Origin of the sequence: Amycolatopsis sp. cg13, assembly GCF_041346965.1 — a bacterium.
Taxonomy (GTDB): domain Bacteria; phylum Actinomycetota; class Actinomycetes; order Mycobacteriales; family Pseudonocardiaceae; genus Amycolatopsis.
This window is the reverse complement of the sequence record NZ_CP166848.1, coordinates 579223-604977: the sequence shown is the minus strand read 5'-3', so window position 1 is coordinate 604977 and position 25755 is coordinate 579223. Positions and strand designations below refer to the sequence as shown.

The following is a 25755-nucleotide window of genomic DNA, read 5'->3' as shown; positions in this document are numbered from 1 at the left end:
GGCTATGCGGCGTATCCGCCGTCGATCCTCAGCACCGCACCGGTGACGTAGGAGGCCTGCGGGCTGGCAAGGAAAACGACGCCCGCTGCGATCTCCTCCGGCCTGCCGTACCGCCCGATCGCTGTGGTCGAAAGGAACATGGACGCGGCCGGACTGTCGGCGGGATTCCCTTCGGTGTCAACGAATCCGGGCTGGACGACGTTGACCGTGATGCCCCGCTGCGCGAGATCGCGGGCCGCACCCCGGCTGAAGCCTTCGAGAGCCGACTTCGTGCCCGTGTAATACGCCATCCCCTGGAAACCCGCCCGCGCGGCCACCCCCGAGCTGATGCTGACGATCCGCCCGCCCTCAGGCAGCAACGGCACCGCCGCCTGGATCCCGGCCACCACGCTGGTGTAGTTGACGGCAAGCTGCCGCTCGACAGCGACCTGGTCGGCTGACTCGCTGCCGACGAGATCACCGCCGCCCGCGGCCGCGTTGTTGACCAGGATGTCCAGCTTCCCGAACCGCTCGACCACCCGCCCGATCAAGCCCGCCGCCTGCGCCGCGTCCGCCTGGTCGGCCCGGAATGCCGCCGCGCGCACCCCCCTCGCCTCAAGTTCCGCGACCACGGCCTCGGCCCGATCCGCCGAGGACGAATAGCTGATCGCGACGTCGGCCCCTTCGTCGGCAAGGGCAAGCGCCGAGGCCGCCCCGATCCCCCGCGACCCGCCGGTCACGATCGCCACTTTGCTGTCCAGCTTTCCCATGCGCTTCCCGCTTTCCCCTAAGCCGCGACGTGCCGCGGAGTTCTTGACCGCGCGGTCCACCATAAGGATGGTGGACCGCGCGGTCAAGAACCTTTACCCTGGTCCGCATGGCACGTCCGCGCACATTCGACGAGAAACAGGTGCTCAACGCCGTCCGCGATCAGTTCTGGGACGCCGGTTACGCCGCGACCTCGCTGGAAGACCTGATGCGGGTCAGCGGATTAGGCAAAGGCAGCCTGTACGCGGCGTTCGGTGACAAGCGCCAGCTCTTCCTCCGGGCGCTGCGCAGCTACACCGACGAAAGCCACGACGCGCTCCGGAAAGCCCTCTCCGACACGCCGCGAGCCCTGGACGCACTGCGCCTGCTCATCGAGGCGCCGATTGACGAACCCGGCACACGGCGCGGCTGCCTCATGGCCAACAGCACGTGCGAACTAGGCAACGCGGATCCGGAAGTCCTCGCCCACGCCCACCGCACTTACGAGACGTCCACAGCGCTGATCCGCGACTGCGTCGCGCGCGCCCAACGCGAGGGCGACCTACCGGCCGAAGCGGATCCGATCGCACTGGCGCGAGCCCTTCTCGCCGCACAACAAGGGCTCGTGTTCATGAGCCGGACCGGGCTGGACACGGCCACGCTCACCGCCACCGCACACTCGCTCGCGGCTCAACTCCTGCCGGACCGCACCAACGCCTGATCCGGCAGGCAAAGCCCAGCTAACCGGACGGGGAACCCGGGATTCGCACCGGATTCCCCGCCCGGGCTTCAGGATTCTTCCGACCTGATCAGCGACAGCGGACGCAGGTCAGTCCAGTTCTGCTCGATGTGGTCCAGACAGGCTTGCCGCGCGTCCGGGCCAAATGTGGTCCGCCAGCCGTCCGGCACGGTCGCGAAGTCCGGCCACAAGCTGTGCTGGCCCTCGTCGTTCACGAGAACCCGGTAAACGCCGTCAGGGTTTTCGAACGGATTCGTCATCACTCAGTCCTCTCCCAGTTCGCTCAGCGAATCCCGCTCACCGCGTACTCGACCGGGTCAGCCCCGGCGGCTCGTCGATCCACAATGGACTGCAGGATCTCGCCCACCCGCACAGCCGTGTTCGACAGCAGCGACGACGTGATGCCATGCGTGTGCTCGGTGCCGCCTTGCAGATAGAGACCGCCGCGCACAACGGGATCAGTGGTGATCCGGTAGTCCCGCTCGACTTTCAACCGTCCCTCGTCGTCCCTGCGGCATTGCCCGGCCAGCCCGCCGAGCAGCGACGTCGGATCCGCGGGCAGATAGCCGGTCGCGTAGATGACGGCGTCGGCGTCCAGCACCGAACGCTCGCCGGTCGCCAGCGATTCGACCGTCGCGCGCACGTGCGTGCCCTGGTCGGCGACCTCGACCGGCCGCGAGATGTTGAACAGCCGCAACCGTTCCACGCCGAGCACCTTTTCCTGGTACCGCCGCCGGTACAGCTCGTCGATGAGGTCCAGGTCGACCGCGGAGTAGTTCGTCGCGCCGTGGTAGCCCATCAAGCGTTCCTTGACCGGTTCGCTTGCCGCGTAGAAGGAATCGACCGCCTCGGGGTCGAAAATCCGGTTGGCGAACGCACTGTCGTCGGCGGGGCTGTAGCCGTAACGGGCGAACACCGCGCACACCTCGGCACGAGGGAATTCGTCGTGCAGCAAGGCGGCGACCTCGGCCGCGCTCTGGCCGGCGCCGACCACCACGAACCGGCGCGCGTCCGTGCCGCGCAACGACTCGACGCGGTGCAGCAGTTCGCTGTTGTGCCAGATCCGTTCCCCGGCAACGACGCCGTCGGGCAGTTTCGCCCGCAATCCGGTTCCCAGCACCAGATTCCGCGCCCGGAGCTCGGTGATTTCGCCGTCCGCCTCGGCGCGCACGTCGAAGAACGCGATCTCGTCGCCGTCGCGCACCGGTTCGACCGAGACGACCTCGCTGCCGTAGGACACCAGGTCGTCGACCTTCGCCGCGGCCCACTCGAAGTAGTCGTGGAACTCGACGCGCAGCGGGAACAGGGTCTTGTGGTTGATGAAATCGACCAGCCGCCCCTTCTCGTGCAGGTAGTTCAGGAACGTGAACGCGCTGGCCGGGTTCCGCATCGTCACGAGGTCCTTGAGGAACGACACCTGCATCGTCGCGGTGTCGATCAGCATCCCGCGATGCCAGCCGAAGCGGGGCTGACGCTCCAGGAAGTGCGCCGTGACCGTCTCCCCCGAGCCCGCGTTGTGCTCGGCGAGGGCGATCGCGAGCGCGAGGTTGGACGGCCCGAACCCGACTCCGACCACGTCGTACACCGGCACCTGGCTGTCCTCGGCCCCTGCTCGTGACATGAAAGTCCCCTAGCGCGGCACTGCCGCATCACCGTTCCCGACTGACCAATGCTCAAGAAACCCTAACCTAACTTAGGTAAGCCTCAACTAGTACTGTCTGGGTGATGTTCGTCCCGACCACGAAAGGTGCACCGCCGATGCGCGTGGCCATGTTCGGCTACCAGACCTGGGGACACCGCACCCTGAAGGCCCTCCTCGACGCAGGCCAGGACGTGCGGCTGGTGGTCACCCACCCGCCGAGCGACCACGCCTACGAACGGATCTGGAGCGATTCGGTCGCCGGACTGGCCGAGCAGCACGGAATCCGCACGCTGCTGCGCACCCGCCCGGACGACGCCGAACTTCTCGACGAGCTGAAGGCCGCGGACCTGGACCTCATCGTCGCGAACAACTGGCGCACGTGGCTGCCGCCGGAGATCTTCACCTTGCCGCGCAACGGCACGCTCAACGTGCACGATTCGCTGCTGCCCGCCTACGCCGGCTTCTCCCCCATCATCTGGGCGCTGATCAACGGCGAGCCGGAGGTGGGCGTCACCGCGCACATGATGAACGACGAACTCGACGCGGGCGACATCGTGGCCCAGCGCGCCGTTCCGGTCGGCCCGCGCGACACCGCCACGGATCTGTTCCACCGCACCGTGGACCTCATCGAACCGCTGGTGACGGAAGCGCTGGGCCTGATCGGCTCCGGCACGGTCGTCCCGATCGCGCAGGACCGGACGAAGGCGAGCTTCTTCCACAAGCGAGCGCCGCGCGACAGCCTCATCGACTGGACGTGGTCGGCCGAGGAACTGGACCGCTTGGTGCGCGCCCAATCCGACCCGTACCCCAACGCCTTCACCTACCACCGCGGCGAGCAACTGCGCATCGTGCGCGCGTCGGTTTCGGACGGCCACTACGGCGGGACTCCTGGCCGCATCTTCATCCGCGAAGGCGAGGGCGTGGTGATCGTCGCGGGCCGGGAGGCGCGGCGCGGTCAGTCGCCGGGGTTGCGGATCGAACGCGTCCGGACGGCCGACGACCGGGAGCTCTCGGCTGCGGAGTACTTCACGACCATGGGCGGGTATCTCACCGACCGTCCGTGACCGCTCGTGAGTGCCGGTTCCAACCGGCACTCACGAGGTCTCGTCAACGCTCGGAAACCTTGCCCCCGTCGACTTCCAGCCGCCGCGTCACCGACACCGCGTCCAGCATCCGGCGGTCGTGGGTCACCAGAAGCAGCGTCCCGGGGTAATCGTCCAAAGCGGACTCGAGCTGTTCGATCGCGGGCAGGTCGAGGTGGTTGGTCGGCTCGTCCAGCACCAGCAGGTTCACCCCGCGCGCCTGCAGCAGCGCCAGCGCCGCCCGGGTGCGCTCGCCGGGCGAAAGCGTCGCCGCCGGACGCAGCACGTGCGCGGCTTTGAGCCCGAATTTCGCCAGCAGGGTACGGACTTCCGCGTCGGCGAGCGACGGGACCTCCTGCGCGAACGCGTCCGCCAGCGGGAGGTCGCCGAGGAACAGCCGCCGGGCCTGGTCGACCTCGCCCACCACGACGCCCGGCCCGAGCGCGGCCTTGCCCTCGTCGAGCGGCACCCGGCCGAGCAACGCCGCCAGGAGCGTGGACTTGCCCGCGCCGTTCGCGCCGGTGATCGCGACCTTGTCCGCCCAGTCGATCTGCAGGTCCACCGGCCCGAGCGTGAACTCGCCGCGGCGCACGACCGCGCCCCGCAGCGTCGCGACCACCGCGCCCGCGCGCGGAGCGGCCGCGATCTCCATCCGCAGCTCCCACTCCTTGCGCGGTTCTTCGACGACCTCGAGCCGCTCGATCATCCGGTCCGTCTGGCGCGCCTTCGAGGCCTGTTTCTCGGTGGCCTCGCTGCGGAACTTGCGGCCGACCTTGTCGTTGTCGGTCGCCTTGCGGCGGGCGTTCTTGACGCCCTTCTCCATCCACGCGCGCTGCATGCCCGCCCGTGCCTCCAGCGACGCGCGGGTGTTGGCGTATTCCTCGTAGTCCTCGCGCGCGTGCCGCCGCGCGACCGCCCGTTCCTCCAAATAGGACTCGTACCCGCCGCCGTACGCCTTCACCTGGCGCTGCGCCAGATCCAGCTCCACCACGCGGTCGACGGTGCGGGCCAGGAACTCGCGGTCGTGGCTCACCAGCACGGTGCCCGCGCGCAGCCCGGTGACGAACCGCTCCAGCCGGGCGAGCCCGTCAAGGTCGAGGTCGTTCGTCGGCTCGTCGAGCAGGAAGATGTCGTACCGGCTGAGCAGCAGCGACGCCAGCCCGGCGCGCGCGGCCTGCCCGCCGGAAAGCGAAACCATCGGCTGGTCGAGGTCGACGGCCAGCCCGAGATCCGCGGCGACCTCGCCGGCGCGGTCGTCCAGGTCGGCGCCGCCGAGCGCGAGCCAGCGGTCCAGCGCGGTGCCGTATGCGTCGTCGGCACCGTCGATGCCCGCGGTAAGCGCATCAGTCGCCGCATCGAGCGCGGTTTGCGCTGTCGCGACACCCGTGCGTCGCGCGAGGAAAGCGCGCACCGACTCGCCCTCGCGCCGCTCCGGCTCCTGCGGGAGATGCCCGACGGTGGCGGTCGGCGGATTCAGCCGCACCTCGCCGGATTCCGGGCGGGCCAGCCCGGCCAGCGTGCGCAGCAAGGTGGACTTGCCGGCGCCGTTGACGCCGACCAGGCCGATCACCTCGCCAGGGGCGACGACGAGATCGAGACCGGAGAAGAGAACGCGGTCACCGTGGCCCGCGGCCAGGTCCTTCGCGACGAGTGTGGCGCTCATATCGCAGCCGAGTTTACGGGTGCCGCTCGCGCCGCGTGCCGCGTGTCGGCTCCGTCACTCCGAGTGGGTACTCTGGGCGGGTTGCCGGGTCCAACGAGAGCAGTGAGGTCGGTGAAAAGCGATGGCGGAACCCGCCCCCGTCCCGTTCGGCCGGGGGAAGCAGCGGGCTCCCCGGCCGACCGTCAGCAGACGGCGCGAGGTGAGCCACGCCAGCGCACGGTCGCTGCTGATGACCGTGCTGGGCGAGTACGTGCTGCCGCGCGACCGTCCGGTGTGGACGTCGATGCTGGTCGAATCCCTCGGCATGCTCGACATCGAGGAGAAGTCCGCGCGCCAGGCGCTGGCCCGGTCCGCGGGCGAGGGCTGGCTGGTGTCCGAACGCATCGGCCGCCGCGTCCGCTGGTCGCTGACCCCGCCCGGGCGGCGCCTGCTCACCGAGGGCGCCGACCGCATATACGCCTTCGGCCGCGACACGCACGCCTGGGAGAACCGCTGGCTGATGCTGATCGTCTCGGTACCGGAAGCGAAGCGCGACCTGCGCCACCGCCTGCGCACCCGGCTCACGTGGGCCGGCTTCGGTTCGCCGGTGGCCGGCGTCTGGGTCAGCCCGGATCCGAGCCGCGAGCCCGAAGCACAGAAGATCGTCGCCGAACTGGGCCTCGAAGCGCAGGCAATGTCGTTCACCGCGGAGTACGGCGCGATCGGCGACCAGGAAAGCATGGTCGCGCGGTCCTGGGACCTGTCCGAGCTGACCGACCGGTACGAGGACTTCATCGACCGCTTCACCGGCGTGTCCCCCTCCGGCGCGCAAGCGGTCCTGCGCGCGCAAACCGAACTGGTGCACGAGTGGCGGCGTTTCCCGTTCCTCGATCCCCAACTGCCCGCGGAACTGCTGCCCGCAAGCTGGAGCGGAGCCAAGGCAGCTGAACTGTTCCACCGCAAACACGTGGAATGGCGCCCCGCCGCGCAGGCGTACTGGGACCAACTGACCGCGAACGAGGAGCAAGCATGACGAGGCTGGAACGCGACGGCGGGCTCGCCGTGCTCACCATCGACGAACCGCCGCTCAACCTCTACACGAAACCGCTGCAGGACGCGCTTCTGGACGCGATCAGCTCGCTGGAGGAAACCCCCGCCCGAGCCCTCCTGATCCGCGCCGAAGGCCGCGTCGTGAGCGGGGGTGTCGATGTCGCGCTCTTCGATGCGCAGTCCTCTCCGGCTGAGGCGAAGGTGCTCTTCGACGAGCTGCTCACGGTGCCGGATCGCCTTGCCGCACTGCCGTTCCCGACGGTTTTCGCCGCGCATGGCCTTTGCCTGACCTGGGCTTTCGAGGTCGCCATGGCGTGCGATCTGCTGCTGGCCGCATCGCGGGCGAAGTTCGGTTTGGTGGAGAAGGTCGTCGGCCTGACGCCCACGATGGGCGGCACGCAGCGCCTCGCCGCTCGGGCCGGGGTGGCGCGGGCTAAGGAGTTCGTGTTCACCGGCTCTCCCTTTGACGCGGCCACGTTGGAGCGATGGAACGTCGTCAACCGCGTTCTCCCGGATGAGGGTTTCGACGAGGCTGCGCGGGAGTTCACGCGTCAGCTCGCCGAAGGCCCCACCCAGGCGCACGCCGCGACGAAGCAAATCCTGGCGCACTTCGAACACGGCGGGGTGCCAGAGGCGAACGCGCACGTGACGGCTATTGCCGCGGATCTGTACAACACGGAGGACCTGCGGGGCGCGGTGAAGTCGTTCCTGGCCGATGGGCCTGGGAAGGCACGGTTCAGCGGTCGCTGAGCGGGTTGCTCTTTAGCCCTGGTCCTTCTGCTGGACCAGGGCTGATTTTTTGGGGTGCCCATGGGTTGCCGGGGCTGGCGGCTCCGGGGCGGTTGATCATGGCGGTGTCGTCCGGCCTCTCGCGCGGGGAACCTCGGTCGCCTGGGTTTGTGCAGGTCAGGGACTAATGAAGACCTCGTTGCGGGGCCGGTTTCGGGACCCGCTAGAGTAGTCGCATCGCACTCCACGAGGGGTTCCTCGGGGAGTGAGGAGTCCGGGCTGTGGCGCAGTTTGGTAGCGCACTTGACTGGGGGTCAAGGGGTCGCAGGTTCAAATCCTGTCAGCCCGACCGGAGACAAAAGCCGCTCGACCAGGGTGAAAACCCAGGTCGAGCGGCTTTTTTTCGAGCCGTGCTTGATGTCCGCGACGATCAAGGGCGCTCGGGCTTGGGGACCATTTGGGGACCAGCAGGCCCGAGCAACTGGGCTCGCCGCCGTGAGAAGAGCGCAGAAGACGAGGCCACACGGTCGAAGCGCGGCAAGACCTGCGGCCCTCGGCGGGGAGGTGCCGAAAGCTGACCCGCTGAACTTGGCGCCGCACTTGTCGCCAATCGGTCGTCCGTCGCGATTGTGCCTGCGGCCGAACGCAAGCGGGCATCGTTCACGGAGGCGCGAACAGGCCGTGACCACGCTCTAGAGCAGATCCGGGGCACGCGATTCCGAGTGAGCCGCAGCGCGAAAATCCGGCGGCCCGGCAGCCGGAGTTCCCGGGCCGGGAGCTACGGCCTCGCGAGGGCGAGGGATCACCGGGGAAAGAGCGCGCCAAAGGCCGCGCGTCAGACTGGCGCTGGCGGTGGCGCCGATCGTGTTCAACAGTACGTCGTCGGTGGCGCTGACCCGACCGGCGTCCAGCAGGTACTGCACGGCTTCGATCCCGATCGAGACGAGCGCCGCCGCCGCTGCTATCCGTGCGAGCGACTGCAGCCGGGGCACCCGAAACGGGACCAGCGCCGCGAGCGGCGCCAGCAGCACCAGGTTTCCCGCGATCTGCCAACCCGCGTCGGTTCCCAGCGCGGCGACGTCCTGGCCCGGAATCAGATGCAGGGTGCTGCCTTCGCCGTCCCCGGCGGGTGCGGTGACCAGGACGACGACCAGCCCGCCGCAGAGCAGAATCGCCGTGTCGACGGCGGCGGTGAACGTCGCGATCGAGAGCGGCAAGCGCCGGCTCCGGCGCACCGCCAGCACAACCCACAGGATCTGCGACACCGGCAACGCCAAGACCGCCGCCGGAATGATCCGTTCGACCACTGTGTCCATCCCGCGCCTCTCCCCTGAACCCCCTTCGCAAGATCACCTTCGCATCGGTCAGGGAGAGTGTCGTGTCGCCACGATCACCCGACTTGATGGACGGCCGGATCGCCGAATGCGCTGTCTTGCAGTGGGGTTCGACCACCCGTTCACCCGACGGCCGGGGGACGCAATTACGCCATTCGTGTAGCGCCAAGGATTCGGTGCCGAACGCGCTGGTCGCAGTGCCTGCGAGCGGGGTGGGCGGCGTTGGCCGACTTCGCCGTCGGCGGCGAAGTCGGGGCTTCTTGCCAGACGAGCCCGAGTGCCACGCCGGGCAGTCCGACCGCCCGGCGTGGCACTCGGGCTCGTCTTGGGTCGCCGCGATCGCCTCTGCCCTCTTCGGCCAGGATTCAAGCGACAGAACCCGAAATATGACCCGACCTGGGTGTGGCACCTGCCCGGAGACACTAACCGGGTCACCTCAGCTGCGGCTCGACGAGCGGCCTGGGCGCGCGCGTCCCGGCCCCTGGTTCTGGCCAGCAACGCCTGCCGGGGTCCCGCCCGCGCTGAAGGCTGCCCGGCCCGCTGAACGCAGGTGCGATCTCAGTCGTTGTCGTGTTCGGCGGTGTCGCCGGGCCACTGACCGGTGAGCTTGTCGTAGCCGGTCGCGCCGCCTCGGTCGACAGCCGCCTTCACCAGGCCGAAGATCGCTCCTTGTACGGACGCGGCCAAGAGCACCTCGCCCCATCCCCGGTCTTTCTGGGTCGGAGTCGGCGCCTTTTCCCTGCCGGAGATCAGCTTCCACACTCGTTCGAACACCGCGTTGGCGGCCAAACCGCCAAGCACGCCGAACAGCATGCCCAGCGGGCGGTACAGCAGCTTGTTCATCTTCACTTTCCTTCCGGGCTACCTTCCACAGCGCACAATCGGGGCGTTCTCGCTCGATCAAGCACTACCCGCTACCGCGGAGGTGTATGCGCGGCCGGGAGGTCGAAACCCAGTCGAAGCACGCGGCGCGTACCGGGTCGTCGTCCGCGGCCAGGCACTGACGGACAGGGGGCGGCCGGTGCGCCTCCATAGTCGCTTGTGGACAGTCCTGGCGGAGCTGGCCGGGATTCCGTTCGGGATCGGCGCACAGCAAAGCCATCTCGGTCTGTGCACGATGTCGCGCCGGGTGCGTCATCCTGTGCTGTCAGGAAGTGTTGGCCAGGATCGTGCGGCAGTCGGCGAGCAGGGATTCGTCGGCGGTGACGAATCCGTTGTAGACATCGAAATACTCGACGACTCCCTGCACAGTGTGCCGGCGAACCGAATCCAGTTCGGCGCGGGCCAGTGGTGCGGCTGGGCGGGCGGCGGGGCCTAGTTCCGCCAGGCCGCGCGCCAAGGCAGGCATCAGCACTCGGTTCGTGCGCCACAACGTGACCAGCACCGCCGCTGCTGCGTCGGCGTCGCCGTCGATGCGCCACAAGGCGGTCGCCAGTTGGTATCGCACCCATCGGTAGGGGTCGGATTCGTCATCGGCTTGGGCGAGCATCGTCCGCAGCCGTGCGCGGTAGGACGTCGCTGCTTGGCCGAGGACGCCGAGGGCTTCCGCGGCGGCCGTGATCGCGTACTCGCTTCCGTCCAGATGCCGGGCGATCACGGGGAGCACGACATCGGCGTCGCCGGTGATGCGCCACAGCGCGACCGCCGCGCCGATGGAATGGTCCCGGTCGGGTTCGCCGAGCAGCGAACGGAGTGCCGGGATCGCGGCGGCGGCACCAGGGCCGATCTTGCCCAAAGCTGGCACGGTTTCTCGGGTCTTGCCGTTCGAGAGGAGGTCAACCATCTCCGGCACGGCTTCCGCGGCGGCGGCGCCCATCTCCCCCAGCGCGCCCGCCAGCGCCTCGGCTTCCCCGGGGAAGTCCCCCATCCGGCGACGGATCAGCGGGACCAGATCGGCCGCGAGTTCGCCGAAACTGCCGATGGCGCTTCCGATCCCGGTGGGCAGCTGCTCTTGCTCGAGCACCCAGCGCAGGGCCGGCAACGCGCGCACGTCCCGCAATTCCGCCAGCACGGGCAGAATCGGGTTGAGATCGACGGAAACCCTCGCCGGCCCGGAGCCGCGCGGACGGGAAGTCTTGATGAGCCAACCCGGTTGGCCGGACAGCGGGTTGCTCCGTTCGGCTTCCCGGGGCATCGCGTCGAGGGCCTGGCTCAGCGCATCCGCCGCGGGAGCGGCCAGGACGCCGAAACCCGCCAACGCGGTCACTGCGTTGCCAGCCAGAAGCGGGTGCTCGTCGAGCGCGTTTTCGCCGATGCGTACGGCCAGCTCGCGGTAGTCGCCGCGCCAGCCGCGGACGAGGTCACTCGCCGCGTTCTGGGCGTCCAGGCGGCATTGTCGGCCGGCCGCGCCCGTCAGGCCGGCCAGCAGCCGGAGCCGGTCGCCGACCTGATCGCGGAAAGCCCAGCTCAGCTCTCGGACCGGCGAGGGTCCGTACGGATCCAGGCCCTCCGGCAGGCCGCTCCGGTGCAGTGCCTTCCGCTTCCGCAACTCGCCGGCGAGCGTCGGCGGCGCGCCCGGCAGGGTCTCGAACGGGACCGGCTCCGGCACGGGCTCGGGGGTGGCATGCTGGGCAGTCAGCAATTCCACCGCGAGCGCGAGCCTCTCGGCCGACAGCGATTCAGTGCCGGATCGGGCCAGCGCGGCGAGCGCGGCCAGTCGCACCTTCGGGGGCCCGGGCTCGGCCAACGCGGCGCGCACGCCGGAGAGGTCGACATCCGCCGAGCGCCGGGCGAACGTTCCGATCGTGGCGACCAGCGCAGCCGCGACGGCGGGCACCGCTTCCGCGGCGAGCCGCCGCTGCACCGCCGCCGCGACTTCGGCCACCTCGGACCGGCGGGCGAGCAGCGTGGCGCCGACAGCCTCCCGGACCTCCGCGTCGGGATCGGCCAGCAACGGCAGCAGTGCCCCAGCAGCGCCGCCCACCGCCGACGCTGCCTGCCCGTACCGCATGCGGTCGCGATCCGCCGGCGGCGAAGGCTGTTCCGCACCGCCGATGCTGGCCAGCAGCCGCAGCACAGCAGCGCGCCCGGGAAGGCCGGGGCACGCGGCGACGCGCACCAGGAACGGGACGGCCGCGACCGTGCATTCGTAGACATCGCCTTGGTGGTGCACCGCCCCGTACATGCCGTCGAGCGCGACCTCCCGCACGGCCGGGTCGGCAGACGCCAGCCCGCGCAGCAGCCCGGGGACGTCCCCCGCCGGTCCGTACGCGTGTTCCATCGCGACCCAGTCGATCTCGTCCAGCCCAGCGAAAACCTCGGCGGGCGCCTCGTTGTCCAGCACGTCGGGGATCATGCCACCGACCCCCGACAAAACCGGCCGCCCTTGTCCTAGGTCCCCCGTCCCGAGGCCCGTCCCGAGCCGAAGGCATGCGACCGCCTCGTCCCGATCTTCGCTCTGCCGACCGTCGGTCCCGGACACCGTCAACGCGTCACCCGAAAACGCACAATGCGTTTCACTTTCACGTTTCTGTCACCGTTCGCGTGAAGCAGGCACAATCGCGCGGGGCACTCTTTCGGCCGTGCTAGGATCGATTCAGAGAGAGCATCCATCGAACGTAGAGGCGCCCGATCGACGCATTCACCCGAGCCCGAGCGGAAAGCATTACCCGATCGGGCCGCTTCGGCACGGCCACGGGCGATCCCCGGGCATGCGGATGCGTCTCACCGGGATGAGCGGAATTCCGCGCGCAATTTCCGCGGGCCCCTGAAGTTTCCCGCGTTTCCGCCGCACTGACGTGCGGCTTTTTCGCGCAGACCAGCCGATGACCGAAAGGAATACCGTGATGAGCACCAGTTCGTCCGCGCCCTGTGCGCGACCGCTGATTCAGCGCACTTTGACCCACCTGGCCCAGCCCGCCGACCTCAACCACCAGGGAGACGTCGCGGGCGCGGTCATGTTCCGGCTGATCGACCACGCGGCCTGGCTCGTGACCCTCGAGTACAGCAACGGCCCGACGGCCACTCGCGCCGTGAAGCGCATGGAGTTCCTGAACCCCGTGCGAGAAGGCGGTTTGCTGCACGCCTGCGCGCGGATCGAGCGGGTCAACAACACCTCGATCGAAGTCCGCACCACGGTGACCGCCACCTACTGGTCGGGCTGGGCCGACGATCCCGAGGACCTCGCGGCGCCGCCGACGCCGGTGGCCTCCGCGGACTTGGTCTTCGTCGCGATCGACGTCACCGGAACGCCGCGGCCGGCGAACCCGGTGCCGGGGACCAGACTGTCGTCGGAGCGCCTGTACCTGCACCAGGAAGCGGCCTCCGGCTATCGCCGCTCCAGCCCGTGACACAAATCCGGAGCTCTTGAGCATTTCGCGAGAAGGCGGAAAGGAGGAGGAAAAGTAACCCATTACCGAAACCGCGAGCGGAAGTGCCGCTGAACGCCGTCAGAAGTGCCTGACCGGCGAGCAGTGTCTCAGCAGCTGTTATTCATCGCGGAAAAATCTGGCTGGCGGCGCGTCTAGTGCGTGCCGCCAGCCCGCTTCACGCTGCGTTCCAATCGGGTCCAGCGAGACTGTTCGAACGTCGCTCCCTCCAAGGGAATTGTCCCTTCGGTCAGTCTTCCTCAAGCGAACGGGAAAGGAATCGCTGAACGAATTTCGAAGCGGGAAATGCCAGTGAGGGCCCGTCCTTGCTGCTCAGCGGGCACCCCGGCTGAGCGAGCGAGTGGCCGGCCCGTTTCGAGCTCCGTCGGCGGCTTCGACGACACTCGGACCGGTTCGCCGAGCCATCGGCAGCTGGCCGGAGGTGTTCGCCGGGGCGCGCACGCGAGGGTGCCGCGCCCGGTGATCCGCGCAGGAGCCGAAAACCTTCTGCTGCCTGGCCGGACGACCCGATCCGCATCGCCGGTCACCGTCGTGAGAAGCGCGAGCCATGTGACCTCGACGCCCGTCTCGGCCAGGCCATGCGACCACGAACAAACCGGAATGTCGGCGCCGCGATCACAGTCATCGCCGTGTATCGCTGGCGCCCGCATCTCGATGGTGCATCGCCCGATAACGACCGGGCGCATGACCGACCACCCGTTTGAAAGCGCGCGCGAACGCGAATTCCGAGTCGTAACCCACCTTCCGCGCGATCTGCCGCAGAGGAGCCTGGCCTTCGCGCAGCAGGCGGGCGGCCACGGTCATCCGCCAGATGCCGAGGTACTCCATGGGGGCGTGGCCGGTCGTCGAGGCGAATCGGCGGCTGAACCGGGCCCGCGGGACGCCGACGGCGTGTGCGAGCGCCTCCACGGTCCAGGGTTTGCCGGGGTCGTCGTGCAGGAGTGCGAGCGCCGGGCCCACCGCGGGGTCGTGGAGCGCGTGGGCCCATCCGACCAGCTGGTCGGGCTGGCCGAGGAACCAGGACCGCAGGGTGTAGGTGAACAGCAGGTCGAGCAGCGAGGCCACCACGGCGGGCGTGCCGCGGCCGGCGTGGTCGACTTCGGTGGTGAGCAACTGGACGGCGGCGGCGAGGCAGGTGCCGCGCATCTGGCTCGCCGTGACGTGGACGACGTCGGGCAGCGATGCGATGAACGGATGCTGCGGCGCCGGTTCGAGCAGATATGCGCCGCAGACCAGAACGGTCTCGGGGCCGTCGCCCTTGATGACGAGGTCGGTGGCGGACAGCTCCTCGAGGTCGGCGCCGAACAGCTCTCGTACGGTGGGAGCCTGGCGGCCTGGGGTGTCGGCGGCGACGTGTCCGGCGCCGGACGGCAGCAACGCGACGTCCCCCTGGGCGAGATGCAGCGCTTGTCCGCCGTCGGGGACGAGGACGCAGGAACCGGCGATCGCGACGTAGATGGTGGCGATCGAGCGCGACTCGAACGCGATGCCCCAGGGGGCGCGCAGCAGCGCCCGGCCGTAGACGACGCCTCCGCGCCGGAGGGCGGCGACGATGTCGCCCACGACCTCGGCCACGTGGTCGCGTTCACGGCCGACCGCTTTCACCGCCATGCCCGATTCGCTCCGCCGTGGCGCCGATCGGACATGAATCTGTCGAGAGCTGTCATGGCGCGTGTCGGTGACCCATTCCTACGGTGATGTCGTTGCCGTTTCGACCCTACCTTGCGAGGAACGCGTGCCCGCCACAGTTCTTGTCCTCGGCGCGACCGGACGCACCGGGCGCCGCGTGGTGTCCTTGCTGGCCGAGCAGGGGCACGAGATCCGGGCGGCGAGCCGGACCCCGGGGAGCCCGGCGGGTCCGGTGACGCCGGTCCGCCTCGACTGGGAGGACCCGGCGACCTACCGGCCCGCGCTGGACGGCGTGGACGCGATCTACCAGTGGTTCCCGATCAGCCCCGACCCCACGGCGGAGGTCGCGGCGCTGCTGGACGACGCCAAGGCCGCCGGGGTTCGCCGGGTGGTCCACCTGTCGAACATGGCGGCGCAGCTGTCCGCGGGCGGATTCGCGGCGCACGGAGTCGAGCGATTCCTCGAAACCGGGCCGGTGCCCGCGACGATCCTGCGTCCCAACGTCTTCGCCGAGAACTTCTCCGAGCACCCCGCGATCCTCCAGGGCATCCGCACCGGGGTCGTCTCGGTTCCCGCGGGCGACGGCCGGGTGGCGCCGATCTCCGTCGAGGACATCGCCGCCGTCGCCGCGGCCGCGCTGACCCAGGGCGGGCACCAGCACCAGACCTGCTCCCTGACCGGGCCCCATTCACTGTCCTTTTCGGACATGGCCGCAATCGTGGGCGACGCGGCGGGGAAAACGGTGCGGTACCAGGCCATGGACCCGGCCGAGTTCCGCGAAGCCCTGCTCGGCGGGGGCACTCCCGGTCAGGTCGCCGACTTCTACGCCGCCATGTACGAAGGCATCCGCAACGACTGCGCCGCCGACGTGACCGACGACGTCCAGCGGATCACCGGCCGGCCGCCGGTCTCCTTCGCCGACTACGCCCGCGCCGCGGCAGGCCTGTGGCGCTGATCAGCCCGCCGAGGTCAGAGACGGCCGAACGCGGGCGGGCGTTTCTGGATGAACGCGTCGATGCCCTCCTTCGCGTCGGGCGTGTCGAACAACCTGCCCAGCGCCGCTTGGTCGTCGCCGAGCGCCGTCGCCAGATCCTGCTCCGCTCCCTCGTCGATGCGTTGCTTCGCCGCCCGGGCGGCCTCGGCGGGCAGGAGAGCGAACGTGGTAGCCAGTTCCAGCGCCTCCGCGGGCAAGCGGTCCGATGCGACGACCTTCGCGACGACCCCGCGCGCGAGCGCCTCGTCGGGGTAAACGGTGCGTCCGGTCAGGACCAGCTCCTTCGTCCACCTCGGGCCGACCTGGCGGGCCAGCCGTTGCGGACCGCCTCCGCCGGGGATGAGGCCGAGTTTGATTTCCGGCAGGCCGAAGCGGGCGGTTTCCGAGCAGAGGATGACGTCGCAGCAGAGGGCGATCTCGAAGCCGCCGCCGAACGCGTAGCCGTTGACTGCCGCGACGGTCGGCTGCGGCAGTGCGCTGAGCGCGTCGAAGACCATCCGCGAACGTCGTTGGTATGCCTCGAATTCGGCGCGCGAGGAAGTGCCGTACTCGCCGATGTCCGCGCCCGCCACGAAGCCCCGCCCGGTGCCGGTGAGGATGACGGCGCGCACGGCTGCGTCGTTGCGCAGGGCCGTGATCTCGTTCCCCAGAGCGGCGATCAGCGAACCGGAGAAGGCGCCGAGCTTGTCCTCCCGGTCGATCCGCAGGATCCGGACCGCGCCCTCGTCTCGCACGACCAGGTTGGGGTGGGCGTCAGTCATGGGCGGCACTCCTCGCAGCGGGCGTCGTGAAGCGGGCGATCTCTTCTTCGGTGAGCACCTCGCGCAGCACCTCCGCGGTGTGCTCGCCCGCCCGCGGCGGCGCCGAGCGGAGCTGCCAGGGCGTCTCGCTGAGGGTGACCGGGCAGCCGATCAGCGAGATCGGGGAACCGTCGGGGCCCTCGGTGGTGATCAGCAGGTCCGAATCCTGTTCCTTCAGCTCGGCGACGGCCTCCTCGGTGGTCCGCACGCGCGCCGCCCAGAGTCCTGCGGCGCCCAGAGTTTGGACCCAATGTGCTGCGGGCTCCTGGCGCACGAGCGATTCCAGGCGACGCTTGACCTCGTCCCGGTCCGCCCAGGGATCGAGATCGGCGAGCGACGGGTCGCCCGCTACGTCCGCGACGACGTCCAGCGGGGCCATCGCCAGCGCGATCCAGCCGTCCTGTGCCGCGTAGACGCCGAACGGAGCCGACAGCCACGCCTGGCCGATGCCTTCCTCGGACCGGTCGTAGCTGCCGTCTTGGTTGAGGAAAGCGGAAATCTCCTGGCACTGCATGGCGATTGCGGTCGAGTAGAGGTCGACTTCGACGCGCTGTCCGATCCCGTGCCGTTCCCGCGCGACGAGCGCCGCGAGAATGCCGTTCGCGAGAGTGAGCGCGGTGGCGTGGTCGACGATCGCCGTCCCCGCGGGCGTCGGCGGGTCGCCGCGCCGTCCGGTGGCTGCCGCCAGTCCGGACATCGCCTGGATGAGGAGGTCCTGTCCGGGGCGGCGCTCGCGGGCGAATGGTGTGTCCTGTCCCCAGCCCGACCCGGAGCAGTAGACGACATCGGGCCGCACCGCGCGGATGTCGTCGTAGCCCAAGCCCAGTTTGTCCATGACCCCGGGACGGAAGTTCTCCACCACGACATCGCACGTCGCCGCGAGGCGCAGCAGGGCGTCTCGCGCGGCGGGGTCCTTGAGATCCAGTGCGAGCGACCGTTTGTTGCGGTTCATCGCGAGATACGCGGCCGACTCCCCGGCGACCAGGCCGCCCATCATCTCCAGCGAGCGTTCCCACTCCCCCTCGGGACGCTCCACCTTGATGACGTCCGCGCCGAGGTCGGCGAGCATCTGCGTCCCGTACGGGCCGAGCATCATCTGCGTGAAGTCGAGGATGCGGATCCCTTCGAGCGCCTGGGTCATGCGTCTGCCTCCTTCGTCGGCGGCTCGGGCGCGACGGAAGCACGCAGGGCCCGCCGGTCGAGCTTGCCGTAGTGGTTGCGCGGCAAGCTGTTTCGCACGTGGACGTGCCGCGGCTTCTTGTACGAGGCGATGGCGCCCGCGCACGCGTCGCGCAGGGTCGTCGCCAGGGTTCCCGGGTCCCGCAGGGCGTCGTCGCCGACGACCACGAACGCGTGCACCGCCTCGCCCCACTCGGGATCCGGCACGCCTGCCACGGCGACGTCGGCCACGCCGGGGACCCGCTCGATGACCTGTTCCACTTCCCGCGGCTGGATGTTGTACCCGCCGGAGACGATGACGTCCGAACTGCGCCCGGTCAGGTGCAGATAACCGTCGGCATCGACGCGAGCCAGGTCGCCGGTGGCGAACCAGCCGTCGGACAGCACCTTCGCGTCGAGGTCAGGCCGCCGCCAGTAGCCCGGCATGACGACGCTGCCCCGCACTGCGAGGACGCCGTCATCGACGCGGTGCTCGATACCGTCGACGAACCTTCCGGCTGACGTGAGGCGGCTCGAATCCGAGCCGTCGTGATCGGCCGGTGTCAGCACGGAAAGCGGTGCGAGGGCTTCGGCGAGCCCGTAGAACTGGGTGAGCACGCCCGGGAATCGGCGGGACGCGCGGACCAATACGTCGGTGCTCACGGAGGAGCCGCCGTATGGGAGGCAGCGGATGTGCCGTCCGCTGGCGGGCCGACCGGCCGCCGCATCGACGAGGCGGGCCAACAGGACTGGCACGAGCGGCACGATCGTTCCCTCGTACCGGTCGATCTGGTCGAGGACGGCTCCGGCGTCGAATCGCCGCTCGATCACCGTCCGGGCGCCTTGGACGAAGCAGTCGAGCGCGACCGATCCGGCGAAATGGGCCGCCGGGGCTGCGAGGATCACCGTGTCCGCTTCCGTCACGGGAGGCAGACACGCGAGCGAGTGCCGGGTTCGCGCTACCCAGGCGCCTTGCGTGACCACAGCCGCTTTCGGCGCGCCGGTCGTGCCGGAGCTGTACATCAGCATTGCGACGTCGTCGTCTTGCGGGCGCACCAGTGCCGTCGTCTGCGCGTCGCCAAGGGCGGGCGGACGGTCGGCATCCAGGCCCACGACGACGGTGCGGGCGCCAACGTCGTGGAGCGCGGCCTGCAGCAGGTCGGCTTGTCCGGGGTCGGCGCACACGACGGCCGCCTCTGCGTCGAGGCAGATCGCCGCGACTTCCCGGACATGGAGCCTCGCCGAGACGGCGACCCGGACGAGGCCGAATCCGAGCAGGGCTTGATCGAGCAGCCGGGTCGCCACGCCGTTCTCGAGATGCACGACGACGCGATCTCCTTGGGCAGCGCCATATTCGAGGAGCAGGGCATGGATGCCTCGCGCGAGCCTGGCCGTTTCGGCGAACGTGAGCCAGCTTCCGTCGTGAAGCAGCGCGGGCGCGGCCCCGTGTGCTTCGTAGGTGTGTTCGAGGAGCTCCGGCAGAGTGTCAGCCGACATGCGCACCGGACCACAAGTTGTTGAGGCGCACCACGATCCGCGCGTCGTCGGCTCCTCCGCGGATCATGTCGTGCAGCGCCGACGCCGCCACGCGCTGGTACCGCGGGTAGGACGGCACCCGAGGGCGGAGGAACGACTGCTGCATAGTCGAAAGCGTGCTGCTGAAGAATTCTCCGGCGAGCGGGTCGTGCCAGGCACGCGCCGCGGCGGGTTGACCCCCTGCTGCCAGGCAGATCCCGGCCTGTACTTCCGGCGAGGTGGCGAAAACGACGAAGTCCGCCGCCTCCTGCGGCCGGGCTGATCGTGCCGACACGGCGAGACCGACCCCGCCGGTGAGCGACCCGGTGGCCGTCCGCCCGGCCGCGACCGGCGCGTCCGAGAACACGACGCGCCGCTCTAGTGCGTAGGTGCTATAGCCGAAGACCAGCGGCGTGTACCGCGCGGACCCGGTGCCTGCGAGTTCGTCGAGCACCTGGATCGGGTTCGCCTCGAACGACCTCTCGGGCAGCAGTGCCAGCACCTCGCGCAGCAATGCCAATGCCGCCAACGCGGTGTCGGCGTCCAGACCGTCGTCACCCCACCAGCCGGGCAGGTCGCCCGGACGGACGGCTTCGCACACCGACAGCAGAGTGCCCCACAGATGCGTGGGATTCGCGGCGAGCAGAGTGCGGGCGGGCCCTAGCTCGGCCAGGTGCGCGAGGACGTCCGGCCACGTGTGCGGGAGGTCGGTCCCGGCCCTCGCCGCGCTCACCATGCAGGCCGCGTCGACCGGCAGGGCGAGGAGCCGGTTCTCCCACACATAGCTGCGCAGGCTCGGCCCGACGTAAGCCGTCGCCCGCTTCTCGAGGATCTCCGACGGCAGCGGCGCGAGAGCACCGGCGCGCGCGGCGTTTCCCACGTGCGGATGGTCGATCGCCAGGATGTCGAACTCGTCCGCCAGTTCGGCGAGCGGGACGTCCTCGAACTCCTCAAGCGACCGCGCGGTCCACTCGACCGAGATTCCCGTGCGGGTCTCGTATTCCGCGGACGTGCGGACGATGGGGTCGATGGCGCGGGGGTGGTCCCACGTGAGCCCCCGTAGGCGCGTCATGGCCTGGTTTCTCCTGTCAGTCGTGATGAACGGGGCTGGACGGGCGCGCTGCCTGCGGCTCCGGATTACGCGCGCGGTGGCGCTGGTGGATGCCGACCGCGACTAGCCCGGCGATCGCCACGACCTGCAGCACGACGAGGTAGTACGCGGGAGCGAGGAGCGATCCGGTGGACGACACGAGCGCCACCACGATGTACGGGGCCACGCCGCCGAAGGCCGCGTTCGCGACCGCGTAGACGATGCTGAGGAACGAGGTCCGCACGCTGCCCGGGGCGAGTTCCGCCAAGAGCGCGGGCGTCGGGCCGGCCACCAACCCGAGCGACGCGGCGAACAACAGCACCGCGGCCCCGATCGCGACCGTCGATCCCGCGATGAGCAGCTGGTAGCCGGGGACCGCCACGACGGCGAGCAAAACCGCGCCCGCCAGCATCACCTTCCAGCGCGCGAACTTGTCGGACAACCAGCCGCCGAGGACGACGAACGCCGCGTACGCGCTGAGGCCGACCAGCGACGCGGTCAGGCCTTGGCTGATCGGACGCTTCAGGACGCCCTCGAAGAACGTCGGCAGGAACTGGAGCGTGACGTAGCCGCCCGCCGTCCACGACACGATCGCCGCCGTGCCCGCGATGATCATGCGCCAGCTCGAGCGGAAGACCTCCTTGATCGGAGCCTCCTCCAGCGTGCCGGTCACCTGAAGCTCGGTGAAGGCGGGCGACTCGTCGATCCGGCGGCGGATGTACCACCCCGCGAGGCCGAGCGGCAGCGAGAGCAGGAACGGGATGCGCCAGCCGAAGCCGTGCAAGAACTCTTCGCTCATCGCCGAGGTGAGCGCGGTGCCCAGACCGGCGGAAACCGCCAGCGCGGCCACGATGCTCGCGGGCTGCGCCGAGCCCATCAACCCCCGGCGGCGGCGGTCGGCGGACTCGAACAGCAGGGACGCCGCTCCCCCGAATTCGCCGCCCGCGGAGAACCCCTGCACGAGCCGGAGGACGGTGAGCGCGATCGGCGCCAGCGCCCCGATCTGCTCGTAGGTGGGCAGGACGCCGATCAACGCGGTGGCGACCGCCATCATGAGGATCACGACGGACAGGACCCAGCGGCGGCCGTGCCGGTCCCCGAGATGCCCGAACACCAGCGCGCCCACCGGCCGCAGGACGAAGGCGGCCGCGAAGATCGCCAAGGTCGCGAGCAAGCCCACGAACCCTTCGCTCTCCGGGAAGAAGACCTTCGCCAGAACGGCGGAGAAGTAGCCGTAGATCGCGAAGTCGTACCACTCGACGAAGTTTCCGGCGACGGCGGCCGCGACGATCCGCGGCCTGCTGCTGGGTGAGGTCGGCATGAGGCGTCTTCCTTGACGTGGGGGGGGTCCGGCGAGCACGAACAAGGCGACGGTAACACGTGTTACCAACCTGGCAAAGAGTCAGCATCGGAGCCTGCTAGCGAATGGCGGGGCTTCGGGGTCGCCGTCAACGAGCGGCGGAACCGCCTGGTGAACTGGACGCGCGCGGCGGCGCCGTGGAGTCGCGCGCGACGATCCGCGGCTCCGGCTCCGTGACCTTGACCTGCTTGTCCACGGCCTGGCCGTCGAGCAGCTGCATCGCCGTCTCGACCGCGGCCGCGCCCATCTCGCGCAGCCCCATCCGGACGACGGTCAGCGCCGGTTCGAGGTATGCGGCGTAAGGCATGTCGTGGAACCCGACGATCGACAACTCCCCCGGCACGTCGATGCCGAGTTCCCTCGCCGCGATCAGCGCGCCCACCGCGGCCTGCACGCTGTGCACGACAATGCTCGACGGAAGCGGCCCGTTTTCCGCGAGCCGGAGCAGTGCGCGTCGTCCGGACTCGGGCTCGTGGCCGCCGTCCCCGACCCAGCGGTCGTCCAGTTCGAGGCTCAGTTCCCGCAGCCCCGCGACATGCCCGTCGACGCGGTCCGCGCCGCGCTGGGTCGCGCCGTCCAGATGCAGCAGGCCGATTTCCCGGTGTCCCAGGTCGGCCAGGTGCCGCACCGCGAGCATTCCGGCCGCGTGCTCGTCCGCGCTCACGCTTTGATAGTCAGCGGAGCGCTCGTTGACCAGAACCGTCGGGATGCGCGCGGCGGCGGAGTGCGCGATCGCGGCGTCGGACTCGTCGCCCGCGGGCAGCAGCAGGAGAGCGTCGATCGCATCGCTCGCGACAAACCGGCGGAAGGTCGCCGCGTCCCGGTGCAGCTCGGCGGCGTCGGCCAGCATGAGCACCGAGCCGTGCCGGTTGATGGCTTCCTGCGCGCCTTTGATGACCTCGCTGTACACCGGATTGCTCAAGTCGTGCACCGCCAGTCCGATCGCCCCGGCGCGCGACGCGCGCAACGCCTTCGCCGCGTGATGCGGGATGTACTCCAGCTCAGCGGCGGCCGCCAGCACGCGCTCGCGGGTCTCGGACCGGACCCGCAACGCCTTGTCGCCGTTGAGGATGCGCGAAACCACGGCGTGGGTCACACCTGCCAGGCGCGCTACATCCTTGATTGTGGGCACTCGTCGATCGTAACTGCCTTGCGGCGGGGCGCTTGCTGCGCGGAGGGCCAGGGGCCGGCACCCGGACGGAGCCCGGCAAGAGGCCCCGTCCAGGCAGTCCGATCAGCTGTGCAGGTAGTGCGCGTCCCAGCCCTGCAGCGGGGCCAAGTTGTTGCACTGTCCGACAAACGTGTAGACGCCCTTCTTGTTCACCTGGTCCAAACCGAACTGGATGCAGGTGCCCAGGAGGCGGTTGCGGATGGTGCCGTCGTCGTAGAAAACCCACTGCTGTTCGGCTCTGCCGTTGCAGCCCCAGCCCTCCAGGCGCGGGGCCGGGTCGCCCAGGCCGGTCGCCGAGGGCGACAGACAGCGGCCGTCGTTGGTGCTGTGGATGGAGCCGTCCGGAGCGATCGCCCATTGCTGGTTGTAGCTGCCATTGCAGTTGTACGTCCAGACCTTGCGGCCGTCGCCTCTGCTGTCGTCCGAGTCTTCGTCGATGCACTTCGTGCCGTTGAAGTAGTACGAACCGAAGGCGTAATAGCCGACTGGCTGCACCGGCTTGGGCGCGGACGCGGGCGCCGCGGACGCCGGGGCCGCGGTGAACATCGTGCCGGCGAGGGCCAGGGCGCCGACTGCGCCGGCGAGGAGTTTGCGCTTCGTCATGTCTTCTCCTTCAACATCGGGGTGTTAGCTGACATGAGTGCAATCAATCCGTCCATTCATCTCAGCTCATGGCCGATCCTGGATGACGGGACGGCCGCTGTCAACTAAGATGAATCCGGAAGCCGGACATGTTCACGCCAGCAGAGGAAGACTGACGATGGCCTCGCTCGCCGAGAAGATCGAGAAGTTGTTCGACGTCGTGCGCAAGCCGGACCGCGTTCAGTACTCCAGCGAAGAGGTCGCCAGCGCTTGCCGGGAGGCGACGGGCGAGACCTTTTCGGCCACCTACCTCTGGCAGCTGCGCACGGGCCGCCGGGACAATCCCACCAAGCGGCATCTCGAGGCGCTGGCCGGGTTTTTCCAGGTGCCGCCCGCGTACTTCTTCGACGACGAGCAGAGCGCCCGGATCGCCGAGGAGCTCGAACTGCTCGGCGCGCTGCGCGACGCGGGGGTGCGGGACGTGGCGCTCCGAGCGGTGACCCTGTCCAGGGCCGGGCTGGGCACCATCAGCGACATGATCGACGCGATCGCGCGAAGAGAAGCCGGCGAGTAAGTCTGGACTGGGGGGTCGGTTCGTGGATCGCAAACTGTGGCGAAGATGCCGGAAACTCGCCAACGACCTGGAACTGCCGGAGCCCTTCGACCCGGCCGAGTTCGTGCGGGGAGTCGCCGCGGGCCGCAACCGGCCGATCGAGCTGCTGCCCGCCCGGGCGGTCGTCGGCGGTCCGTGCGGGCTGGTGATGTCCACCGACCGCGCCGACTACATTCTCTTGCCCGCCAACACTTCCGCGCTGCACCGCCAGCACATCCTGCTCCACGAAATCGGGCACCTCGTGTGCGGGCACTCCGGGGGCGGCGCCGTGGACGTCGGCGCGCTCCTGCCGACCCTCTCCCCCGAGCTCGTCCAGCGGGTGCTCGGCCGTTCGGTGTACACCGAGGTGCAGGAGCAGGAGGCGGAGTTGCTGGCCACCCTCGTAGCGCACCGCGCGGCCCGCGGGCACGATCCGGCGGCTGCCGGGAACGTTCGCGTTTCGCGCGGGCTTGCTTTGGTGGAGCGGTGGTTCGGGTGATCGAGGCGATCGGGTACTCCGGCTGTCTGTGCGCGCTGCTCGCGGTGGCCGCGAAGGTGGAGTCGCGCCGCCCGGCTCCCCCGCCCGGGATCAGGTACCTGTGCATGTTCATCGGCTGTTTGACCGCCGGGATGACTCTGCTCGCCGTCCGGGGCGGCAATACGGCGGGCTTGCTCGGCGACGAGCTGAAGCTCGCCTCGCTCGCGTTCCTCGTCCTGTTCGCGCGGTCGCTGTCGCCAGGAGAACCGACGCGGCGACAGGTCCGCTGCTGACCGGCGAGATGCTCGCGGTCAACGCCGTTCTGTTCGCCGCCGCCGACGCCCGCGAGGTCGACGGGAACACCGTGGTGAGCAGGTCCGGTGTCCTGCCGTTGCTGATCTACTACGTGATCTACACCTTGGCCGCTGCGTCGGCGTTGTCGCTGTTCATCGTCCTGATCCGGCGGTACGCCAAGCGCATGGCTCCCGGTTCGCTGCGGCGTGGGCTTCAGTTGATCATCGCTGGCGCCTCGGCTGGCCTGTTGTGGACAGCGTGGGCGGTCGAGGACATGTACAGCTTGCTGGCAACCGGCCAGGTCAGCGCTGCCGAGGACACCCCGTCGGTGCTGCTCGGCGCGGTGGCCGTGACCCTCGCCGCCGCCGGCGCGACGCTCTCCGTGTGGGGGCCGCGGCTGGGTGCGCCCGTGCGATGGCTGCGGGCCTACCTGGGATACCGCCGCCTTGGTCCTCTGTGGACGGTGATGCGGGAGGCGGTGCCAGGTATCGTCCTGAACACCGGCGGCGGGGTGCACTTGGCTCTCTACCGCCGGATCATCGAGATCCGGGACGGGCACCTCGCGTTGCGGGAGCACTTCGATCCCGCGGTGGCCGAACGGGCGGCGTACACCGCGCGGCGTACTGGCATCGCCCCGGATCGGGTACCCGCCGCCATCGAAGCCGCTTCGATCGTCGCCGCGCTGGCCGCTCACCGCGAAGGCCGCCGGTTCGGCGCCGCGGCGGACTATCGGCCGCCTGGTCTCGCTCCGACCATCGCGGCCGAAACCGCTTGGCTCACCGCGGTTTCCCGGGAACTCCGCCGGCCGGGCGTGTCCTGA

Annotated in this window: 25 protein-coding genes and 1 tRNA gene; 11 read left to right on the top strand and 15 right to left on the bottom strand. The window is 69.7% G+C overall.

The window, feature by feature from the left end; translation table 11 throughout:
- Positions 1 to 2: 2 nt before the first annotated feature.
- Positions 3 to 749 (bottom strand): SDR family NAD(P)-dependent oxidoreductase, encoded by a 747-nt coding sequence (locus tag AB5I40_RS02425; protein ID WP_370936775.1) that lies wholly within the window; start codon positions 747 to 749, stop codon positions 3 to 5.
- Between the two features lie 107 nt (positions 750 to 856).
- On the opposite strand from AB5I40_RS02425, the gene AB5I40_RS02420 reads away from it, so the two are divergent.
- On the top strand, positions 857 to 1447 hold the full coding sequence (locus AB5I40_RS02420; protein WP_370936774.1) for a TetR/AcrR family transcriptional regulator: 591 nt from the start codon (positions 857 to 859) through the stop codon (positions 1445 to 1447).
- A gap of 68 nt (positions 1448 to 1515) precedes the next feature.
- Here the strand turns inward: AB5I40_RS02420 and AB5I40_RS02415 are convergent, their stop codons facing one another.
- Positions 1516 to 1725 carry an MbtH family protein gene (locus AB5I40_RS02415; protein WP_370936773.1) on the bottom strand — a complete coding sequence of 70 codons (210 nt, stop codon included), beginning with the start codon at positions 1723 to 1725 and terminating at the stop codon, positions 1516 to 1518.
- Positions 1726 to 1748: 23 nt separating this feature from the next.
- Positions 1749 to 3086 carry a lysine N(6)-hydroxylase/L-ornithine N(5)-oxygenase family protein gene (locus AB5I40_RS02410; protein ID WP_370936772.1) on the bottom strand — a complete coding sequence of 446 codons (1338 nt, stop codon included), beginning with the start codon at positions 3084 to 3086 and terminating at the stop codon, positions 1749 to 1751.
- A gap of 137 nt (positions 3087 to 3223) precedes the next feature.
- On the opposite strand from AB5I40_RS02410, the gene AB5I40_RS02405 reads away from it, so the two are divergent.
- Positions 3224 to 4171, top strand: a complete 948-nt coding sequence (locus AB5I40_RS02405) for a methionyl-tRNA formyltransferase (protein WP_370936771.1) — start codon at positions 3224 to 3226, stop codon at positions 4169 to 4171.
- Positions 4172 to 4214: 43 nt separating this feature from the next.
- Here AB5I40_RS02405 and AB5I40_RS02400 read toward each other — a convergent pair whose 3' ends face one another.
- On the bottom strand, positions 4215 to 5852 hold the full coding sequence (locus AB5I40_RS02400; protein WP_370936770.1) for an ABC-F family ATP-binding cassette domain-containing protein: 1638 nt from the start codon (positions 5850 to 5852) through the stop codon (positions 4215 to 4217).
- A 121-nt stretch (positions 5853 to 5973) separates the two neighbouring features.
- On the opposite strand from AB5I40_RS02400, the gene AB5I40_RS02395 reads away from it, so the two are divergent.
- The 3 genes from AB5I40_RS02395 (at position 5974) to AB5I40_RS02385 (ending at position 7959) form a co-directional block, all read left to right on the top strand.
- Complete coding sequence (locus AB5I40_RS02395) at positions 5974 to 6864, top strand: PaaX family transcriptional regulator C-terminal domain-containing protein (RefSeq protein WP_370936769.1); 891 nt, start codon at positions 5974 to 5976, stop codon at positions 6862 to 6864.
- On the top strand, positions 6861 to 7631 hold the full coding sequence (locus AB5I40_RS02390; RefSeq protein ID WP_370936768.1) for an enoyl-CoA hydratase/isomerase family protein: 771 nt from the start codon (positions 6861 to 6863) through the stop codon (positions 7629 to 7631). Before AB5I40_RS02395 ends, AB5I40_RS02390 begins: the two co-directional genes overlap by 4 nt.
- A 254-nt stretch (positions 7632 to 7885) precedes the next feature.
- Positions 7886 to 7959 (top strand) — tRNA-Pro (locus AB5I40_RS02385).
- 343 nt (positions 7960 to 8302) lie between these two features.
- Here the strand turns inward: AB5I40_RS02385 and AB5I40_RS02380 are convergent.
- The 3 genes from AB5I40_RS02380 to AB5I40_RS02370 form a co-directional block, all read right to left on the bottom strand.
- Positions 8303 to 8926: a VanZ family protein gene (locus tag AB5I40_RS02380; RefSeq protein ID WP_370936767.1), complete on the bottom strand. Its 624-nt coding sequence runs from the start codon at positions 8924 to 8926 to the stop codon at positions 8303 to 8305.
- Between the two features lie 576 nt (positions 8927 to 9502).
- The gene (locus AB5I40_RS02375; protein WP_370936766.1) at positions 9503 to 9787 is read right to left on the bottom strand and encodes a DUF4235 domain-containing protein; all 285 of its coding nucleotides are present in this window, start codon (positions 9785 to 9787) and stop codon (positions 9503 to 9505) included.
- A 304-nt stretch (positions 9788 to 10091) separates the two neighbouring features.
- Positions 10092 to 12239 (bottom strand): hypothetical protein, encoded by a 2148-nt coding sequence (locus AB5I40_RS02370; RefSeq protein ID WP_370936765.1) that lies wholly within the window; start codon positions 12237 to 12239, stop codon positions 10092 to 10094.
- 490 nt (positions 12240 to 12729) lie between these two features.
- Between AB5I40_RS02370 and AB5I40_RS02365 the strand changes: the two genes are divergently transcribed.
- Entirely contained in the window at positions 12730 to 13233 is a 504-nt protein-coding gene (locus tag AB5I40_RS02365; protein WP_370936764.1) for an acyl-CoA thioesterase, read from the top strand.
- Positions 13234 to 13893: 660 nt separating this feature from the next.
- Here AB5I40_RS02365 and AB5I40_RS02360 read toward each other — a convergent pair.
- Positions 13894 to 14883: an AraC family transcriptional regulator gene (locus AB5I40_RS02360; RefSeq protein ID WP_370936763.1), complete on the bottom strand. Its 990-nt coding sequence runs from the start codon at positions 14881 to 14883 to the stop codon at positions 13894 to 13896.
- Positions 14884 to 15007: 124 nt separating this feature from the next.
- On the opposite strand from AB5I40_RS02360, the gene AB5I40_RS02355 reads away from it, so the two are divergent.
- Positions 15008 to 15856, top strand: coding sequence for an NmrA family NAD(P)-binding protein (locus tag AB5I40_RS02355; RefSeq protein ID WP_370936762.1), 849 nt, complete (start codon positions 15008 to 15010; stop codon positions 15854 to 15856).
- A gap of 14 nt (positions 15857 to 15870) precedes the next feature.
- Here the strand turns inward: AB5I40_RS02355 and AB5I40_RS02350 are convergent, their stop codons facing one another.
- The 7 genes from AB5I40_RS02350 to AB5I40_RS02320 all read right to left on the bottom strand — a co-directional run bounded on the left by AB5I40_RS02350 (position 15871) and on the right by AB5I40_RS02320 (position 23592).
- Positions 15871 to 16656, bottom strand: a complete 786-nt coding sequence (locus AB5I40_RS02350) for an enoyl-CoA hydratase/isomerase family protein (RefSeq protein ID WP_370936761.1) — start codon at positions 16654 to 16656, stop codon at positions 15871 to 15873.
- Entirely contained in the window at positions 16649 to 17836 is a 1188-nt protein-coding gene (locus tag AB5I40_RS02345; protein ID WP_370936760.1) for a CaiB/BaiF CoA transferase family protein, read from the bottom strand. The genes AB5I40_RS02350 and AB5I40_RS02345 overlap by 8 nt, the downstream gene beginning before the upstream one ends.
- Entirely contained in the window at positions 17833 to 19350 is a 1518-nt protein-coding gene (locus AB5I40_RS02340; protein ID WP_370936759.1) for a class I adenylate-forming enzyme family protein, read from the bottom strand. Before AB5I40_RS02340 ends, AB5I40_RS02345 begins: the two co-directional genes overlap by 4 nt.
- Positions 19340 to 20440 carry an extracellular solute-binding protein gene (locus tag AB5I40_RS02335; RefSeq protein WP_370936758.1) on the bottom strand — a complete coding sequence of 367 codons (1101 nt, stop codon included), beginning with the start codon at positions 20438 to 20440 and terminating at the stop codon, positions 19340 to 19342. Before AB5I40_RS02335 ends, AB5I40_RS02340 begins: the two co-directional genes overlap by 11 nt.
- Positions 20441 to 20456: 16 nt before the next feature.
- A complete protein-coding gene (locus tag AB5I40_RS02330; protein ID WP_370936757.1) occupies positions 20457 to 21779 on the bottom strand; it encodes an MFS transporter in 1323 nt (440 codons plus the stop codon).
- A gap of 127 nt (positions 21780 to 21906) precedes the next feature.
- Positions 21907 to 22950, bottom strand: coding sequence for a LacI family DNA-binding transcriptional regulator (locus AB5I40_RS02325; protein ID WP_370936756.1), 1044 nt, complete (start codon positions 22948 to 22950; stop codon positions 21907 to 21909).
- Positions 22951 to 23052: 102 nt separating this feature from the next.
- A complete protein-coding gene (locus AB5I40_RS02320; RefSeq protein ID WP_370936755.1) occupies positions 23053 to 23592 on the bottom strand; it encodes a ricin-type beta-trefoil lectin domain protein in 540 nt (179 codons plus the stop codon).
- A gap of 157 nt (positions 23593 to 23749) precedes the next feature.
- Here AB5I40_RS02320 and AB5I40_RS02315 point away from each other — a divergent pair, with 157 nt between their 5' ends.
- The 4 genes from AB5I40_RS02315 to AB5I40_RS02300 are packed head-to-tail and all read left to right on the top strand — an operon-like array spanning position 23750 to position 25755.
- On the top strand, positions 23750 to 24145 hold the full coding sequence (locus tag AB5I40_RS02315) for an XRE family transcriptional regulator (RefSeq protein WP_370936754.1): 396 nt from the start codon (positions 23750 to 23752) through the stop codon (positions 24143 to 24145).
- Between the two features lie 22 nt (positions 24146 to 24167).
- Positions 24168 to 24662 (top strand): hypothetical protein, encoded by a 495-nt coding sequence (locus AB5I40_RS02310; RefSeq protein ID WP_370936753.1) that lies wholly within the window; start codon positions 24168 to 24170, stop codon positions 24660 to 24662.
- Positions 24659 to 24934, top strand: coding sequence for a hypothetical protein (locus tag AB5I40_RS02305; RefSeq protein WP_370936752.1), 276 nt, complete (start codon positions 24659 to 24661; stop codon positions 24932 to 24934). The genes AB5I40_RS02310 and AB5I40_RS02305 overlap by 4 nt, the downstream gene beginning before the upstream one ends.
- 8 nt (positions 24935 to 24942) lie before the next feature.
- The gene (locus AB5I40_RS02300; RefSeq protein WP_370936751.1) at positions 24943 to 25755 is read left to right on the top strand and encodes an MAB_1171c family putative transporter; all 813 of its coding nucleotides are present in this window, start codon (positions 24943 to 24945) and stop codon (positions 25753 to 25755) included.